This is a genomic window from Methylobacter psychrophilus (genome assembly GCF_025583945.1).
Classification (GTDB): domain Bacteria; phylum Pseudomonadota; class Gammaproteobacteria; order Methylococcales; family Methylomonadaceae; genus Methylobacter_C; species Methylobacter_C psychrophilus.
In genome coordinates this window covers 79,252-96,239 of record NZ_JAOEGU010000003.1, presented here as the reverse complement: position 1 = coordinate 96,239, position 16,988 = coordinate 79,252, and the positions used below count along the sequence as shown (strand labels likewise).

Sequence of the window (16,988 nt, the reverse complement as noted above, 5' to 3'; positions counted from 1 at the left end):
CAGATTGTCGATTTATTATGTGTCGATAGTTGTTTGTTATAACCGCTTGGCTCATCTACAAAGTAACATTATTGGTCAGAAATATCGAACAAATAAAGCGTGTTATATTTTTTATAAACAGCAGCCAAATTAATTAATAGCTCGATACATGCTTTGGAAACACGCTTTGGTATTACTGACGTATTGTCGTTATAACCTGACAGGTTAAGTTATCAGCCATAATGATCGGTATTCAAATCATGATGATCCGGTTTCGAATCATTTAAATAGTCAAATGCAATGGCGCTATAGTAACTACCTTCGACGAGGTCAAAACCAATATTACGTGCCAATAAATCTGATTTTTTTTCATCAATTTGTTGCAGAATACTTTGTCCACCAACTGACGTTATTTGTGTTTTCAACTGCTGCAATTTTGTCAGTAGCAGCTCATCATGTGCTTGATTTTCCATGTTTCGCGCTGAGGAGCTAACGTAATTCGGGGCTATTCTGGCTATCAAATCAAACGCTTCGCTTTCCTGGCCAAGGTATTCAAATTTCAGCGCAATTTGATAGCCCCTACGCTGATAATTATGCAAGCCATTAATCAGTTCCTGATAATAGGGCGCATATTGGCTGCTGACAGATAATACAACGACGACATTTTTTGTTTCCAAGCCACACTGTGCTATTACGTCTTCAAAGTAAGCGCCATGATCGTGTTTAATACCCAGTATATGCCGTGGATCAACTTCTAAAAACAGTACGCCTTGTAGATGCGCCAAAGTGAGATAGTTCAGCATGTGTACGGTACGGGACAAGCGGTCGAAATTAATGATGGATTCAAAATCACCGGCTTGTACGGAGTTATTGGCTAACAGATTTTCGATTTCGTTGGCATACAGGTGTTGGGTTTTATTGGGAGCAACCAAAATTTGCGCCGTATGACCGACAATAACGGTAGGCTTGGATGTTTGTCGTAACGGAGTAAAGAAGCTGTCGATTCGAATGGGGCCGAAAAGTCCGCTTACTTTACTTTCTTTGAGAACAAAGGGTCGAAAACTGGAACGATGTTCTCGTCCCAGTCGGTCATTAAAATATTCGACTAAATCTTGTAACGGCATAAACTTTCCTCAAATTTACTATTATTCAATCATTGAGTTGCAGACTGGCGTAAGGCGATTATTTATGATTGACCAGTTTTTACTAATGAAAAAAAAGGCGGGCTTATAGCCCGCCAAAAAAACATCCTTGTGGATCAGGAGGCAAAACTTTAGAGTCCTTTGTAAAAAGTCATAGACCATTAAATCGTCGTTATCACTCGGCTTCTTACTCTTGGAAAACATTTTAAGGCAGTTTTTATGTTTAATAAAACGATATATTTAGATGCTTATATCTTATTAATCGATAAATATTATGACTGCATGAGTTGCACTGAGAGATCTGGTTTATGGCTTAAATCCTCCAGCTTGAGCTAATTAACTGTTATAGTGGGCAGATTTTTAAACCCATAAAATACAGGTTAGTTGTAATGAATTTGGCATATACGATTTCGGGTTTTGCCGTCGGCTTATTGGTTGGCGTGACTGGCGTAGGGGGCGGATCGTTGATGACGCCTTTACTGGTGTTTTTATTCGGTTTCAATCCGGCGGTAGCGGTCGGTACCGATCTTTTATTTGCTGCCATTACCAAAACGTGTGGTGTTTGGGTACATCATGGTAAACATGGTTCGGTCGATTGGAAAATCGTGGGCTGGTTGGCGCTGGGAAGTCTACCTTTTGCGGTTATTACGTTGTTTGTACTTAAATATTATATGGCGGTAGGCAAGCAAACAACGGGAGCCATTACTTTTACTCTGGGTATTGCTCTCATATTAACGGCTTGTGCGCTATTTGTACGAAGCGTGTTGTTAAACCGGGCGGCAAAGCTTGAGCCCATTGATGATGAACATAGCAATCCCGATAACGCATCACGCTTCAAGCATTTACAAATACCGGCGACAGTGCTTATTGGCGCTGTTTTGGGTGTGCTGGTTACCCTTTCATCAGTAGGGGCGGGTGCGCTGGGTACGGTAGCACTGTTATTTCTTTATCCCCGGATGACAACACTTAAAATTGTCGGTACTGATTTGGCGCATGCCATTCCGTTAACCGCCGTTGCAGGGATTGGCCATCTTAGTTTAGGCAATGTGGATCTGGTTTTATTAAGTAGCTTATTGATAGGTTCGCTGCCGGGTATTTGGGTCGGCAGTCATCTGAGTGCAAAGATTCCTGAAAAAGTTCTACGTCCGGTTTTGGCGACGATTTTGTTACTGATCGGGCTTAAGTTTATTTTACAATAACACTTTGCTATTACTCTTAATTTTAAAATTATAGTTGACGTCAAATAAATGCCAAGAAAAATACTGTTTGTTACCAGTGAAGCGTATCCCTTGATTAAAACAGGCGGGCTTGCCGATATTTCCGGTAGCTTGCCCAAGGCATTGCTGGATTTGGGTGTTGATGTTCGCTTGATAATACCTAATTATCAGGCCATAAAAACTACTGAAGAAATTTATTATAAAAGCACGGTCCGGGTAAATAATATCGATGCAAACATTCTGGAAACCCGCCTGCCCGGCACTCAATTATTGGTTTGGTTGGTAGATTGTCCGGAATTTTTTGGTTTTCCGGGTAATCCGTATGTCGATGAGCAAGGTAATGCCTGGGGTAATAGTGCGGAACGTTTTTCCCTGTTTTGTCGTATAGCGGTTGAAGTAGCAATGAACCGTGGGTATTTGGACTGGACTCCTGATATTGTTCACTGTAATGACTGGCAAAGTGGATTGGTTCCGGCTTTGCTGTCTCTGGAAGCCAATCGACCGGCGACAGTATTTACAATACATAATTTGGCTTATCAAGGCCTGTTTCCAAAAGCGACCTGGACCTCGCTGAATTTACCCAGCCGGCTTTGGAGTTCAGAAGGGCTTGAATTTAACGGGATGCTGTCTTTTATTAAAGGTGGCTTGGCCTATGCGGATCGTATTACTACGGTTAGCCAGACTTATGCTGTAGAAATTCAGACGGCTGCTTTTGGCTATGGCCTGGAGGGCTTGTTAAGTTATCGAAAAGATGATCTGACCGGTATTATTAACGGTATAGATGCCGATCAGTGGAATCCCGAAACGGATCCCGCTATTAGCGAACGTTTTGATATTTTAACGTTGCCAAAAAAACAGCTCAACAAAATGGCCCTGCAAAAGCAACACGCGCTACCTGTTAACAATGCTGTTCCGGTCTTTGTGCTTATTAGCCGTTTAGTGGAACAAAAAGGCATAGATCTGGTGTTGGAGTGTCTTCCCGAGATGCTGACATTGCCGTTACAGTTTATTTTGCTCGGTAAGGGTGAAAAGTCTTTTGAACAACAATTATCAACTTTTGCCAGCCGATATCCCAATAAAATAGCGATTACTCTGGGCTACGATGAAGACTTGGCGCATCAACTTGAAGCCGGTGCCGACGTTTTTCTGATGCCGTCAAAATTTGAACCTTGCGGCCTAAATCAGTTATATAGCCAACGCTACGGCACTGTTCCCATTGTTAGAAAAACCGGCGGCTTGGCAGATACGGTTGTTGATACGTTACCGGAAACACTGGGCAATAAGACGGCAACCGGTTTTGTTTTTAACCAGGCGACTTCCGGATCGTTAATGGAAACCATTAAACGTGCCTTGATTGTTTATAGCCAACCTGAAATCTGGAAACAATTGCAAACTAACGGTATGCAAAAAGACTATTCGTGGAATAACAGTGCCAAAGAGTATATGGGCTTATACGAACAGCTTTGATTGAAATAGCGGCTATACCAATACAGGTACTTTTTTCTGGCGGAATTTAGGTTCAAGCTTAATACCAATATCTGAACTCGCAAAAATGGTTTTTTGTGGCAATGAAATTGCGTGGCAGAATTCAACCAGTAAGGGGTTAGAGTCGCTTACTGGTTGGCTTTCCTTTTTTTGATTATTTAATTAATTTCTTGATAGTCTCGAACAAAACCGGTTTGCCGGATTTGCAAAATAATGCCGCAAATCCGGCAGTCTATAGAGTGGTTCTTATCAACAACCCGAAGGATCCCAATCGAAGGTTACGAAAGCTTCTATGCCGTGACAGGTTTTATAAAACTCGTATCCGCTGACATAGCCGACGATTGATCTATCCCACACCGTAAGTTCAATGCCATAAGCGCAACTAACTTTATCCGGACTTTGCGATATATTGCACAGGTTTAATGTTTCTATTTTTTGACCTAAAGATCCGGTTCCTGCGCCTATAATACCCTCTACATTGATCCCTGATGCGCCCGAATCGTATCTTGTAACTCCTGATGCAACCGGATGGCCGCCAAATACTACACCGGATGCAGTGATGTTGCCACCGAATACCTTCAGACTGTACTGCAAAAAATAATCGTCGCTGAAATTACCGTAGATGCGGATTTCATCTGATCCGAAAAATTTTCCGCACTTCCTGTAGGTGTCACCGGCATCCTTGACGACGATTCCCGTGGATGGCAGCGGTACCGGTGTACCACCGAAGGCAAAGAGCTCCGGACCTATATTGTCCAGCATAATGGACACCTCGCTGGTTTGTTCGACCGTATAAAGGGAATTAGCCAATTCCAGCCTTAGCCTGTATTGTCCGTTTTTCGATCCGCTATTCCAATGTACCATATGGGTCAGGCTATAGTTGTCCATGTCCTCGTTAAATTCCTGAGCACTGAACCAGCCATCGGCATCGGGAGTTCTGATGCGAGTCACCCACCACGGTAAAGGATTTCTTGCTGTTCTGGTATCTGTGATATTTTTCCAGGAAGCGCCATCGTTATCGCTGTATCTAAAACGGTAATAGGTTGCGGAGCTGTTAATTTTGCCTCCGCAAGTACAAGCGATAACTCCTCCGAAAGGCCTGTCAAAAGTGAAGGGAACAGCATGGCCCAATGCGTCAATTTTAACGGCCAGTCCTTCGTTCGCACCGCTCTGGCTAATTTCCGCAACATGGACATCATTAACGGTCTCAATGACGCATTTGGTGCTTTCCCCATCCTTTGGCCTGATTTGGATATATCTTTCCAGCATGTTGCCCCAAGGCGGCACATAGGCAGGTCCAAAAGGCGTAGGATCCTGATTCCAGGACAAGATCGCCTTGAGTTTGACGATGTTCTCGGTCTTACAGGATTTTAGCTTCTTTTCTATATTCGGAATGGTTGCCTTGACGGCATAGAAAAGATGCCGATCAGCAACTACAGGTATGTCATGAACTCCGACTTGAGCGGTAGCTGCGTATTGATAGCCAGCGCCCCAGTCGATATAGAAGGTGACGTATTCCTGGCTACCCAGCGTGCATAAATCACCGTTGAATCCATAGGGCAATTTAACTTCGACTACTGCTTCCATAAGGTCGTTTTCAGGATTAAAACCCACGCATTTCAGTTGCTCGTAGGTTGTGTTGTAGGCAATTATTTTTATGGGCTTGAATAGCTCGGGATTTATGATTAATTTGGGCAGCAGGGACTTAAGGGTATCCCTGGGAAGCAAATGAATAGCCTTCAATACTTCGTCCTTGTCGCTTGATGTGCAGATAGAACCAAAGTAATTGGGATTTGTCGTGACCAGTTGTTTAAATTCAATGCGATCCGCTTCGACTTTACCTGCGATTTTGATGTTTTGCTCTGCCTCAATGGACTTGTCGACCAGTGCCTTAAGCTCGTACTTGTCGCCGATAAAGACGAATTGTTCCGGTAATTCTATTGGGAAGAATTCGGTTTTGAGTAAGGGCCAAGGCCAGAACTTTTTCTTCGGTTTGATTTGAACCCAGGTATCTGTGACATTCCCCCACACTGGCGCATAAGACGGTCCGGTAGGGGGCTTTTCCCAAGAAAGAATCGCCCTAACTTTGACGATTTGCGGATGGTCGCAATTCAGGTAAGTCTTTGGAATAAATCCTTGCCTTACGGCATAGAAAAGATGTTTGCCGTCAACAAAGGCAAGGTCGTGGACATTGATTGTGGCCGCAGCGCCGATGCTGGTAAATCCGCCACCATCGCCGTAGTCGATATAAAATGCCACGTACTCGGTACTGCCTTTTGAACAGAGCGATCCCTTGAAACCGTAAGGTAATTTTACCTCAATGACAGCTTCCAGAAGATCCTCATCTGATTGCAAGCCGACACAGACCAGTTGCTCGTATTTCGTCGATCCGGATATGGAACTGACTGGCTTGTATTCTGACTTCAGCGAAGCATCCGTTACGTTACCAAAATAATTGGGATTGACGGCAATCAGTTGCTTAAACTGGATACGCTGGCTTTCGACGATGTGGATGTTATGAATCAGATCATCAGGTATTTTTATATCTATATTCTCTTTCTTGATAGCGCCGTATTTAACTTTGTCTTCGGTGGTATAGATGATTTCCCCTTCCGGATTTATTATTCTAAGATAAATATCCGGTCTGGAGTCGAAGAACAATTCCCTGAAATCGTCTTCGTTATAGGCTATTTCGAAATACCCGTCGATATCTGTTTGCGCAGAACCCAGGCGATCATCGAAGAGCAGATCTTTGTCCAAGGCCTCAACTGTTAAGTCCTCTATAGGTTCTCCGCTATCCTTGCAAACGACCCGACCATAAATTATGAAACCATTTTTTTCAAAAGCATTACCAAACATAATAAGTACCTCAAAGGTTTTTGTTGCGTTTAAAATGAAATTATTGAAAAGTGTTTTCGGTAAGTTTTACTAAATCATATTTTGTCTTTTTTTTTGTGTATGTTTATAACGGGTTGGCAGCTTTTTCGATAACCCCCGGTTCAAGTTAAATTGCGTATGTAGCCATGTAATATCAAGGCTTTTTAAGTTAAACCAAAATGGTTCGTTAGATGATTTTTGAGCTTTTATTTTTTAAATAAAATTCAAAGTTAACTGTGTTGTCAGTGAAAAAGAGTTGTTACGTTTTTATAATTAGATGATGTTTAAAATTGATATATCCAAGTGGCGTAGGATCTTTGCTTATTTAAAAGGTAGTAAATGCATAAAAAGGCCAGCAAGCCGGGTATCTTAATTGCAGGAAAATAATATTAGGACTCATTAAAAAAATGAATGTTAGCTAAAACGGCCATAATTGAAAGGAAATAGTCAAACGGCTATAGTGTGGCGCATTACTTTTCGACATTAGATTAATCAGGTGTTTAGGTACTCCATAAAAATTTTTTCAAATCAAATATTTATTACATAACATGTTTAATTGAACTGGGTAAGTTGTACTCCGCAAGGTTACGACTGTTGGTTTAAAAAGTGTTTAAAAGCTTATATTACAATGGGTTAATGTATTTCTATTTTCCGCAATTTCGACCTCGCGGAGTATGGTAACGATGAGTATGATCAGTTTTCGTATGGAATACGATTTGCCAGGCAACTACCAATGGCTGGTAAAATAATAATTACTGTAACGGCTACAGGATTGTTTTTAATGATCCTCAGCCATTTTTAGTGACAGTTTTTTTATTGTTGTTTGGCGAAGTGCCGTGTATCCCGATTTTTTGCGGAGAAACCAGCCAGAAAATCCTTTTTTATCACTGTCATTTGCCAAAAATTATATTATTATTAGCCCCATGCACAATACGTATAAATACCTATAGGGACTCACTAAAAAATAGATGTCTTTGATAGTCATAAATAATGTCCTGCCAGTTTCCTGACAGAGCATTATTTGGGTTTACATTGCTTTCAATAAAGTGACAGGCTTGTAGAGGCGTTTTTATTTGAGGCAATTTATATATTTTGATTCAGGATATTTTTTAAAGAGTCATAGATATCTGGGCGAGGTTGGTACAGGCTTTCGGTTTTCAGTTTTTTTGATACGAACAGCCCTCTTTTTAGGGAAGAAGGTTTGTTTAAGACGTCGCCAGCCAACCACCAGCGAACTGGCGCCGAGCACCAAGCCAAACGATACCCATATCAGCATCCAGGCATCCCATAGTGGCCGTTGATAAAGCCAACCAAAATCCCAGTGATGTAATCCTGAGTAAAGCCAGCGGAAAACCCGGCGACTTCGATCCAGTTTGGCCAATAGTCGACCATCCTGTGGATCCAGATAAAACAGCGTGCCGGTATCGTCAGCCATTTTTACCAGCAGGACTGGCAGCGGCTTTTCAATCAAGCTTTGATGGTGTCTTGGATAGTAGTAACTATCGTAGTCATTTAAAACGGTTTGTGACTCTACGGTGGTCTTGCCAGCCATGCGTTCTACGGCAGCGAGTAACGATGTCTCACTAAACTGCTGAGTAGTCGTTGTATCGATCAGGGTTTGCGGCAGTCGCTGACCATCACGGGTATGTGCCAGTAATACGGCTTCACCAGCCAGATGCCGCCAGCCCAGTTCGACGATATCCGCACCATCGGTTGCTATGGCCAACATGGTGGGCAGAGCAGGTTGCCAGTTACGCATGGCATCCGGTACACCCTTACCTAAATAGCGCGCTATTTCTTCCTTGCCGGGATTAGCCTGAGAAAATATTTTTCCCGGATTGGTATCAACAAAACCACTGGTAGCCCAAGACAATATTACGATACCGCCGATCAGCCCACTCCAGAAATGCCACTTAAACCAGAATTCCCGGTAGGGTTGGGTGCGACCCTGAGAATAAGTGGGTTTGCCTCGTAAACCTGGTCGCCAGCGCAACCAGCCGATAATAAGACCTGTTAATGTGGCTATTGCTGCAGACAAGCCCAGCCAAAGTTGTACGTCATTGCGAATTTTACCCAGAGCTATGGACTCTAGCGGTTTAAGTAAATGCAGCCAATTGCCTACCCAGAAGAAAGCCCGGTCGGTTCGTGTGGAGGCGTGCAATACTTCGCCGGTACGTTCAGATATCAGTAATTCACCGCCCTCTTTATTGACGGCAATACGATGAAAAGGGCTTAAGGCTTCCTGATTGCGCAAGATAACGGGATTTGTAGTTGTCTCCAGAAAACTGGTCTTGATAATATCGGTGTTATCAGTGTTTTCAAACCAGTTTTCGGCAATTTTTAATGCCTGATCTACCGAGGTTTTGTGCACTGAACCATCAAGTGCAGATAAGGCAAAATACTGACCGCGAGCATCCTCGACCAGCCACAAGGGTTCACCGGCACTGCGTACCAATCGGGCATCAGCAATGTCAGTGGTGACAATATTACCGTTACCGGGAGGCTGTTTACCGGTACCAGCCATGGTTTTGGCTTTATGTTCCGCTGCAGCCTTACGAGGTTCAGCGCTACGATCCCAAGCTTCACCGAGGCTCAGCCAGCCGAATTCGGGAGCCAATGTTTCGGCATGGGCGAGCTGCTGACTACGGTTTTGCGTGGTCGGTGTGGAATACATGATCACCAAACCGGTAGCAAACCAAAAAAACATAAATAAGCCCAATACGACGCCTACCCAGCGATGGATTTGATATAACAGCCAATTTAAAGATTTCATTGCTATCCTCTAAAAAAATACATAGTGAGGTAATACTTAGGTGATTTCCTGAGAATAATATACCCAGCTTGCTGGTCTTTTTATTCATTTACTGCGTTGTCAAAATAGTTACGTAGCCAGCTACGTGCCTATTTTCCCGCCTTGTAAATAAACAAAAATCCTGTGCCAATTGGGACTATTAATTCTCGGATATCACCTAAGGCAAGACGCAAAAATAAACCACCACTTTGTAGGATGTGCTGAACGCAGTGAAGCGCATCATCCAATCAAGAACGATGCGCTTCATTGCGTTCAGCACATCCTACGGGGGGGGTAGGATTGCGAATTATCCAAATAACCTGAGCGCGATGGAATACGTGGGCGCGGCCAAAGCCACTCTCACAAATTTGTAAATGCTCGAGTGTGTTATTTTTATTTCCTGCCTACAACCCGGAAATATAATTGGCCAAGGCATCGATTTCATCATCAGTAAGTGATTTGGCAATTTTGTTCATCACATCACCAGGACTGTTTTTTCGATCGCCAAGCTTCCAATTAATCAATTGAGAGCGTAAGTAAACTCTCTGCTGTCCGCCAATGACAGGGTAGATAACCTTGTCGGTAATTTTGCCTTTGCCGTTATCGCCGTGGCAACTGAGGCAGGCTTCAATATCTCTGGTCTGGTCGCCGTTCACAAACAAATTTTTGGCGGACGTATTATCGCTGCCACCTTCACCGTGCATGATTTTCTGACTGGCGAAATAAGCGGCTATATCGGCCTTGTCAGTAGCGTTTAAGTCTTCAGCCATAATGGTCATTACTACATGATACCGTTCACCGGACTGGAAATTACTCAACTGTTTGATCAGATATCCGGGATGTTGTCCGGCATGATTAGGAATTCTTTCATCATTACTGTTGCCATCTACACCATGACATTCCTGGCACCGACCGGAATCAGACTTCTCCTTGCCGATAACAGGATTACCACTCCCAATTTGTTGTGCGGAAATTACCACAGGCTCATCTGCCGCTATACTCTTGACCGAAGTGATTAGCGCGAGGGTGCTGATAGCGAGAAAAGAACTCCTTTTCCAGTATTGATGCAGTAGTTGTTTGTGTCGCCTTTGCTGAGAAAAATCTACTTGAGAAACTATTGCAACAGCGACGATGTTTAGCCGCGACACAAAACGTGACAACCTCATACTTATTTTGCCGTTTGCTTGTCAGTGGCAAGTTTTTGCACGATTTCAAGTGCTTTTGCAACATTTTCAGCAGGCTTAAGTCCTTCCAAAGTCGCTGCGATTTTACCATCAGCGGTAATAATAAAAGTGGTGCGCTCGGCAAAGCCATGAGTGATTTCAACGCCGCGTGAATCCTTTTTGCCCTCGGCAGCATCTTTAACGGTCAAATCATAGGATTTGGCTATAGCGCCGTTAGCATCGGAGGCAACGGCGACTTTTCCGGCGCAATAGTCCGGGTCGGCCGAGAAATCGTTAAGTCTTTCTATACTGTCCAGAGACACACCAATAATGGTGGCACCAGCGGCAGCGAAGTTGTCAGCGTTGACAGCAAAGGTGTGTGCTTGAATGTTACAACCGCCGGTGTAGGCAGAAGGGTAAAAATAGACTACGACAGGACCTTTTTGCAGGGCATCTTTCAGTGAATAACTAAATACCTTACCAGCCAGAGAAGCTTGGGTTTTGAAATCCGGCGCTGGATGACCTGTAGGCAATGCGGCGATGGCGGGAAATGTGATGGCACTCGACAAGAGGCAGCTCAATAAAAGACGTTTCATAGTTTTACTCTTTAAATAAAAGGGGATGGGTTAAAGTGGTTTATAGGTATCGTGACAAGCATCATCACAAGAATTTGATATTTCAATAGCCTTGACTGATGCCGAATCAAAATTACCGGCTTCTACAAAGGCCACAATTTCAGCGGCCATATCTTCGTATTTTTTGGCGTCAGTTACCGCATCAGCGGAATTGCCTCGTTTTTCAAAAAAACCTTCGACCAGTTTAAAATCGCTCTGCATTTTTTTTGCAAGTGCGATCGTTGCAGTAGCATCTTTGCTGGCAATATTGCCCTGCAAATTATGAGAATTGTTGTCTATTGACTCCATTAGCTCTTCGAAATCAAATTCGGCTTCGGCATAGACAATACTGCTTGCCAGCACGAAAATAATTCCGCAAAGATTAATTGTTTTACGCATATTATTTTGATCCTTAAAAGGCTGGTTTCCGGCTTGCCATGCCCTGTGCATAAACGTTTATAGTCGATGTTTTCATTAAGTTTACTGGTTGGAAAAATGAATAAAATAAAAATAACCCGGAAGGTATAATCCTGCCGGGTTATTATTGAACCCAGTCAATACGATAAGGTTATCAAGGTAATAAATATAACTAAGTAGCGCAGTAAATTACCTTAAGCGATAAGTTCCTTAATAACCTTGCCATAAACAACGGTAGGACGCTCCGAACGGCCTTGATGGGTGTAGATTAACTTTAAATGATCCAGGCCCATCTGATTAAGAACCGTTGCATGTAAATCATAGGTATCGACTGCCGTACTTTTATCAGCTACCTGCAAACCAATTTCATCGGTTGCGCCATAGGTTGTACCCGCTTTAACACCACCACCGGCAAGCCACTGCGTGTAGCCCCAAGCGTTATGGTCGCGTCCGGTGCCACTTTCGCCCCATGAGGTACGTCCAAATTCAGATGTCCATACGACTAGCGTCGAATCAAGCAAGCCTAAGGCTTTCAAGTCTGTCAGTAGACCGGCAATCGGTTTATCGACAACTCTGGCATGTTTGCCGTGATTTTCTTCCAGTTTGGTATGAGCATCCCAGTCTCTTTCATCACCATCTACATCCACCGGGCCGGTAACGACCTGTATAAAGCGCACACCCCGCTCTACGAGACGTCGTGCACGTAACAAATTGGTACCGTATTCTTTGGTAACATCATCATTCAGACCATAAAGATTCTTGGTGGCGTCGGATTCTTTACTGAGGTCAACGGCTTCCGGTGCTGAAGTTTGCATACGTTCAGCCAGATCGTAAGCGCGGATACGTGCCTGAAGTTCAGTATCTTCTGGATATGCACTGCCTTTGATCTCGTTTAACTGCTTTAACAACTTAAGATTATCGCTTTGTTGTGATGCAGCAACCAGCTCAGGACGATCCAAATGCAGAATAGGCGATTTTCCTGAACGGAAAGCCGTACCTTGATAAACAGCCGGCAGGAAGCCTGAACTCCAGTTTACAGCACCACCACTGGGTTCCTTCTTGCCATTGTAGAGAACGACATAAGCCGGTAAATCAGGGTTAGCCGAGCCCAAGGCATATTGAATCCATGCACCCAAGGCAGGCCTTCCAGGATTTAAGCCGCCAGAATTTAACTTGAGTATTGAAATATCATGGGTAGCGCCTACGGTTACGCTGGACTTGATGAAAGCGATATCATCGGCATGTTGGGCAATATTTGGCAACAGGTCAGAGAACCAGGCACCGCTTTGCCCATGTTGCTTCCAGGTTCGGTCCGAAGCAAACAGTTTGCCGAGTCCGCCTTGCGTACTGGTCTTGATGCCCTTCAGGAAAGAAGTCGGAACCTCTTGCCCTGCCATTTTTATCAGCTCAGGTTTATAGTCGTACAGATCAAGCGTGCTTGGCGCGCCGTGTTGATGTAGCCAAATTACCGATTTGACTTTACCGGGGAAGTGCGGCTGTTTGGGTGCCAGGGGATCAAGCAGGTCGGCTGCCATTGCGCTGGAAAAGATGCCACCTGCGCCCGGCAGTAATCCACTCAGCGCAAGTCCGCCAATGCCATATCCTGATTTGAGTAAAAAATCTCTACGTGATTGATTGTTCATAATGCCTGTTTCCTTTAAAAAATGATGGTTGTCGTTAAAACCGGTAAATGAATTCGTTGGAATTCGCGACCGTATGCACCAGATCAACAAAAGCAGCGGCACGTATAGGATCCAATTTTTTATTATCCTTTAAGCCGGTCGGTATGCTGACCGCAAATTTACCTTCTGATGTTTTCTCTCTGACGACCTTTTCGTGATTATTCAAAAACTTTTGCAAAGTCTCTTTTTCGCTATCGGAAGCTTTTCGTGAAAATAATATTTGATAGAGCCTGTCCAACTGAGCCGGCTCATCATTACCCGCCTCGTTAATAACCCTTCCGGCCAACGCTTGTGACCATTCGAAAACGACATCACTATTAATCAAGGCAAGTGATTGTAATGGCGAAGTTGTTACTTCACGTTTACTGTGCGCTTCTTGTGCTGAGGCCATGTTAAAGGACTCCAGTAATGGATAAGGGACGCTACGACGGGTAAAAATATACAAACTACGTCGATTATAATCATGGGCATTCTTGGAGACCTCCCATAAATTACCGGCACCCAGATTTGCAGGAACCGGTGGGAATACACTCGGTCCACCTACTTGATCCTCAATTTTTCCCGAAGCGACCAGTAACGAGTCCCGAATTTGTTCTGCCTCCAGACGTTTACGTGGGAATACTGCCAATAACTTGTTGTCTACATCGGCTTTGGCAATATCTTGACGGTAATCAGAAGATTGACGGTATACGCTGGATAATAAAATCTCACGATGCAGTTTTTTTACGCTCCAGCCTTGCTTGATAAAATTGGATGCCAGATAGTCGAGCAACTCAGGATTGGTAGGTTTTTGACCCGCCTTACCAAAATCACTGACGGTTTCAACGATACCGTGTCCGAAATATTCTTCCCAGACACGATTAACGTAAACTCTTGCTGTCAGCGGGTTAGTATCGCTAGCTATCCAGTTTGCCAGAGCCGTTCTCCTACCTGATGAAAATGCGGTGGGTTTAATATCCGGTTTTTCGTCTGTAATCGCTTCAGGAAACGCGGGTTGTACCTGCTCCAATGGCCGTTCATGATCGCCGCCAAAAAATACATAACTAGGGGGGGCATCAGCATGACCAAGTTCGGTCATTGCAGAAATTTGAGTCGAACCGGTAGTTGGTTTAAGATCCTTGAATTTTTTCAAATCATCAGTTAACTTTTCATACTGTTCCCACTTTGCCGTGATTTCCGGGCTGGAATCGGTATCTTTGCCCTTGCTTTCCGCGGCATCCCTAAGATAAGACGTTAAGCTGGCCTCATTGGTTACGTTCGCCAAGCGATGGTTAACCCAGCGATCCTGAGCATTCCATTCATTCTTGGGTTTAAAAATAGCTTCTCTGCTATCGGTCAGGTAGCGTTCTTTATGATGTTTTTCCGCTTTTTCCCTGACGGTATCGATAATTGCTTTTTGTTTATCGTGAATTTCTTTGGTAGCGGTTTCCCATTTGTTCCACGCCGCATCATAGTTACGTTCGACGGTGCCTTTTACAGCCGGGATATTGTCAACAGCGCTGACATTGGCAAAAAACGATTGTAACGAGAAGTAATCTTTCTGACTAATCTTGTCAAATTTATGATTGTGGCATCGTGCGCATTCAACGGTCTGGCCCAACATCACCTTACCTACGGTATCGGTCATATCGGTGGCAATTTGATATTTTCGCTGCACTAGGTCACGTGAGTTGCTATTGTCAGGGAAGCCTGCCAGAAAACCAGTCGCTATCAAGCCTTCCTGTTTATCAGGTAATAGCTCGTCACCGGCAATTTGCTCCTTAACGAATTGTGAATAAGGTTTGTCATGGTTAAACGCGTTTATCACATACTCACGATAACGCCACAAATTGGGTCGTGTCTCATCATTCTGAAAACCGGTACTGTCCGCATAACGGGCTAAATCCAGCCAGCGACGTGCTTGACGCTCACCGTATTTAGTCGAGGCCAACAAACGATCCGCGAGCTTTTCATAAGCATCGGGTGACGTGTCATTGACAAAAGTGGCGACTTCTTCCGGTGAGGGAATAACTCCCCAAGCATCCAAAGTGGCGCGGCGTATAAACGCCGAGCGATCTGCATCAGGTGAAGGTGTCAGGCCTTTTGCCTCTAAAGGTGCCAGAACGAAAGCATCAATAGGTGTGCGTACCCACGCTTTATTATTAACGGTTGGCGGTGTCGGTGATTTTACTGGTTGATACGACCAGAGTTTTGATTTGGTCGTTTGAGGTGCCGGAGCCTCTGCAGCCGCTACTTTGGTGTCTGTCGTTACCGCTGCCGATGGAGCTGTTTGCGGTGCTGGCGTAGGTGTTGATGCTTTTACCTCTGGAGTTACTACTACTGCGGCTGGCTGGCTCTCAGCTGTGGGCGCTAATGCCGGAGCTGGAACTGCTGCTGCAGTTGGTGAACCGATTACACCGACCGGGCTGTTAAATAGATCCACTTGTGGCTTCTCACCTATAACACCAACCGGATTGTTGAATAAATCCGTCGTTGCCAAAGCTTCCCCTGCTATTGCGCCGGTAAGCCCCCACAAAATTGCGAGATACAGTTTCTTTTTGTTCATTGATTTACTCCAAAAATAAAAGCGTTTGAAACCTTCGTTAGCATCGCTGTATCAAAAATTAGTGATTGGGTTTTTCTGCGGTTTTGATTTTGGGCGCAGGTATGGCAATTTTGGTCAGTTTTCCACCCTCGGCTTCATAGTATTGTGCGCCAACGTAACCGGCTACCTTATAGCCTTTACTGGCTAATAAATCAGCCGACTTGCCTGAACGTCCGGCATGGTTGGATACGGTAACAATTGCTCTGTCTTTGGGAATAAAATCCAGGCTTTTTTCCAGTTGATCAGCCTGAATGCTCAGGTAGACAGGAAAACCGCCAATTGAGCTGACTTCATCCGGGCGTCGTAAATCGATAATCAGGAGTTGATCCGGCTTGGCCAGTAAAGCATCCAGTTCTGCGCGGTTAATTTGTGGAGACTTGGGTTTATAAGCTCCAGCAGCTGGCGCTTCTACTTTTTGTGAGCTTTTGGTCGCTCCAAAGGCGATGGGAGTAGCAAAAATCAATAATAATAGTAGTAATTTTGAAGGTTTCGTCATGGTTATTTCTCTTTGATTAATTGTTAAAAGCGTGCAGGGCACGCGTCATAGTGATACAGTCAATTATAGATAAGCAGCTATCATGCCAACGCTGCCGTAGCCATCACAGGGATAAAAAAAACGGCCTAAAAAACTGTTAGTCTATTGATTTTTAATAATAAAATTATTTTTGTGGTAGCTGTGATTGGTACTGCTGATTGGCTGTGATATATAAGACCTAAACCGGTTTGTTGAAAAAACAGCAGCCCAGCATCAGGCACTGTCGCTGGATAAACAGATAATGACTACGATAAGTTTTCGCGGGAAATTAATGCACTGGAGAATATAAAAATCAGACTACCAATTTAAAGTGGGATGGTTTTACAGATAACATCCCTTCAAGGGATGGTATCTGTTCTGGCTTGGTTGGTAGCCAAAAATCAGATGAGATGACGGCGGTAAAAAATGCTGGTGCAGGCTTCTTGGGGGTATTACTGATTAATACAGGAGCAGTTTTGTATCTGTGAAGCGTGACGGGGATTTGCAACCCCGTCACTCATGT

Annotated in this window: 11 protein-coding genes; 2 read left to right on the top strand and 9 right to left on the bottom strand. The window is 44.1% G+C overall.

From position 1 onward, the window contains the following. Positions 1–212: 212 nt before the first annotated feature. Positions 213–1,103, bottom strand: a complete 891-nt coding sequence (locus tag N7974_RS02560) for a hypothetical protein (RefSeq protein WP_262964120.1) — start codon at positions 1,101–1,103, stop codon at positions 213–215. 407 nt (positions 1,104–1,510) lie between these two features. Between N7974_RS02560 and N7974_RS02555 the strand changes: the two genes are divergently transcribed. Both N7974_RS02555 and glgA read left to right on the top strand, forming a co-directional pair. Beyond that, entirely contained in the window at positions 1,511–2,320 is an 810-nt protein-coding gene (locus N7974_RS02555) for a sulfite exporter TauE/SafE family protein (protein ID WP_262964119.1), read from the top strand. A gap of 48 nt (positions 2,321–2,368) precedes the next feature. Next, complete coding sequence (glgA, locus tag N7974_RS02550) at positions 2,369–3,805, top strand: glycogen synthase GlgA (RefSeq protein WP_262964118.1); 1,437 nt, start codon at positions 2,369–2,371, stop codon at positions 3,803–3,805. Positions 3,806–4,072: 267 nt separating this feature from the next. Here glgA and N7974_RS02545 read toward each other — a convergent pair whose 3' ends face one another. From N7974_RS02545 to N7974_RS02510, 8 genes are all read right to left on the bottom strand, one after another. Continuing rightward, positions 4,073–6,682 (bottom strand): transthyretin-like family protein, encoded by a 2,610-nt coding sequence (locus N7974_RS02545; RefSeq protein WP_262964117.1) that lies wholly within the window; start codon positions 6,680–6,682, stop codon positions 4,073–4,075. Between the two features lie 1,135 nt (positions 6,683–7,817). Beyond that, positions 7,818–9,473 carry a PepSY domain-containing protein gene (locus N7974_RS02540; RefSeq protein WP_262964116.1) on the bottom strand — a complete coding sequence of 552 codons (1,656 nt, stop codon included), beginning with the start codon at positions 9,471–9,473 and terminating at the stop codon, positions 7,818–7,820. Between the two features lie 422 nt (positions 9,474–9,895). After that, positions 9,896–10,657 (bottom strand): c-type cytochrome, encoded by a 762-nt coding sequence (locus N7974_RS02535; RefSeq protein ID WP_262964115.1) that lies wholly within the window; start codon positions 10,655–10,657, stop codon positions 9,896–9,898. Between the two features lie 2 nt (positions 10,658–10,659). Then, positions 10,660–11,250 (bottom strand): peroxiredoxin, encoded by a 591-nt coding sequence (locus N7974_RS02530; protein ID WP_262964114.1) that lies wholly within the window; start codon positions 11,248–11,250, stop codon positions 10,660–10,662. A 30-nt stretch (positions 11,251–11,280) separates the two neighbouring features. Next, positions 11,281–11,667 carry a hypothetical protein gene (locus N7974_RS02525; RefSeq protein ID WP_262964113.1) on the bottom strand — a complete coding sequence of 129 codons (387 nt, stop codon included), beginning with the start codon at positions 11,665–11,667 and terminating at the stop codon, positions 11,281–11,283. A 212-nt stretch (positions 11,668–11,879) separates the two neighbouring features. Next, positions 11,880–13,328, bottom strand: coding sequence for a DUF1501 domain-containing protein (locus N7974_RS02520; protein ID WP_262964112.1), 1,449 nt, complete (start codon positions 13,326–13,328; stop codon positions 11,880–11,882). 34 nt (positions 13,329–13,362) lie between these two features. Beyond that, on the bottom strand, positions 13,363–15,912 hold the full coding sequence (locus N7974_RS02515; protein WP_262964111.1) for a DUF1549 and DUF1553 domain-containing protein: 2,550 nt from the start codon (positions 15,910–15,912) through the stop codon (positions 13,363–13,365). 58 nt (positions 15,913–15,970) lie between these two features. Further along, entirely contained in the window at positions 15,971–16,447 is a 477-nt protein-coding gene (locus N7974_RS02510) for a rhodanese-like domain-containing protein (protein WP_262964110.1), read from the bottom strand. Positions 16,448–16,988: the final 541 nt, after the last annotated feature.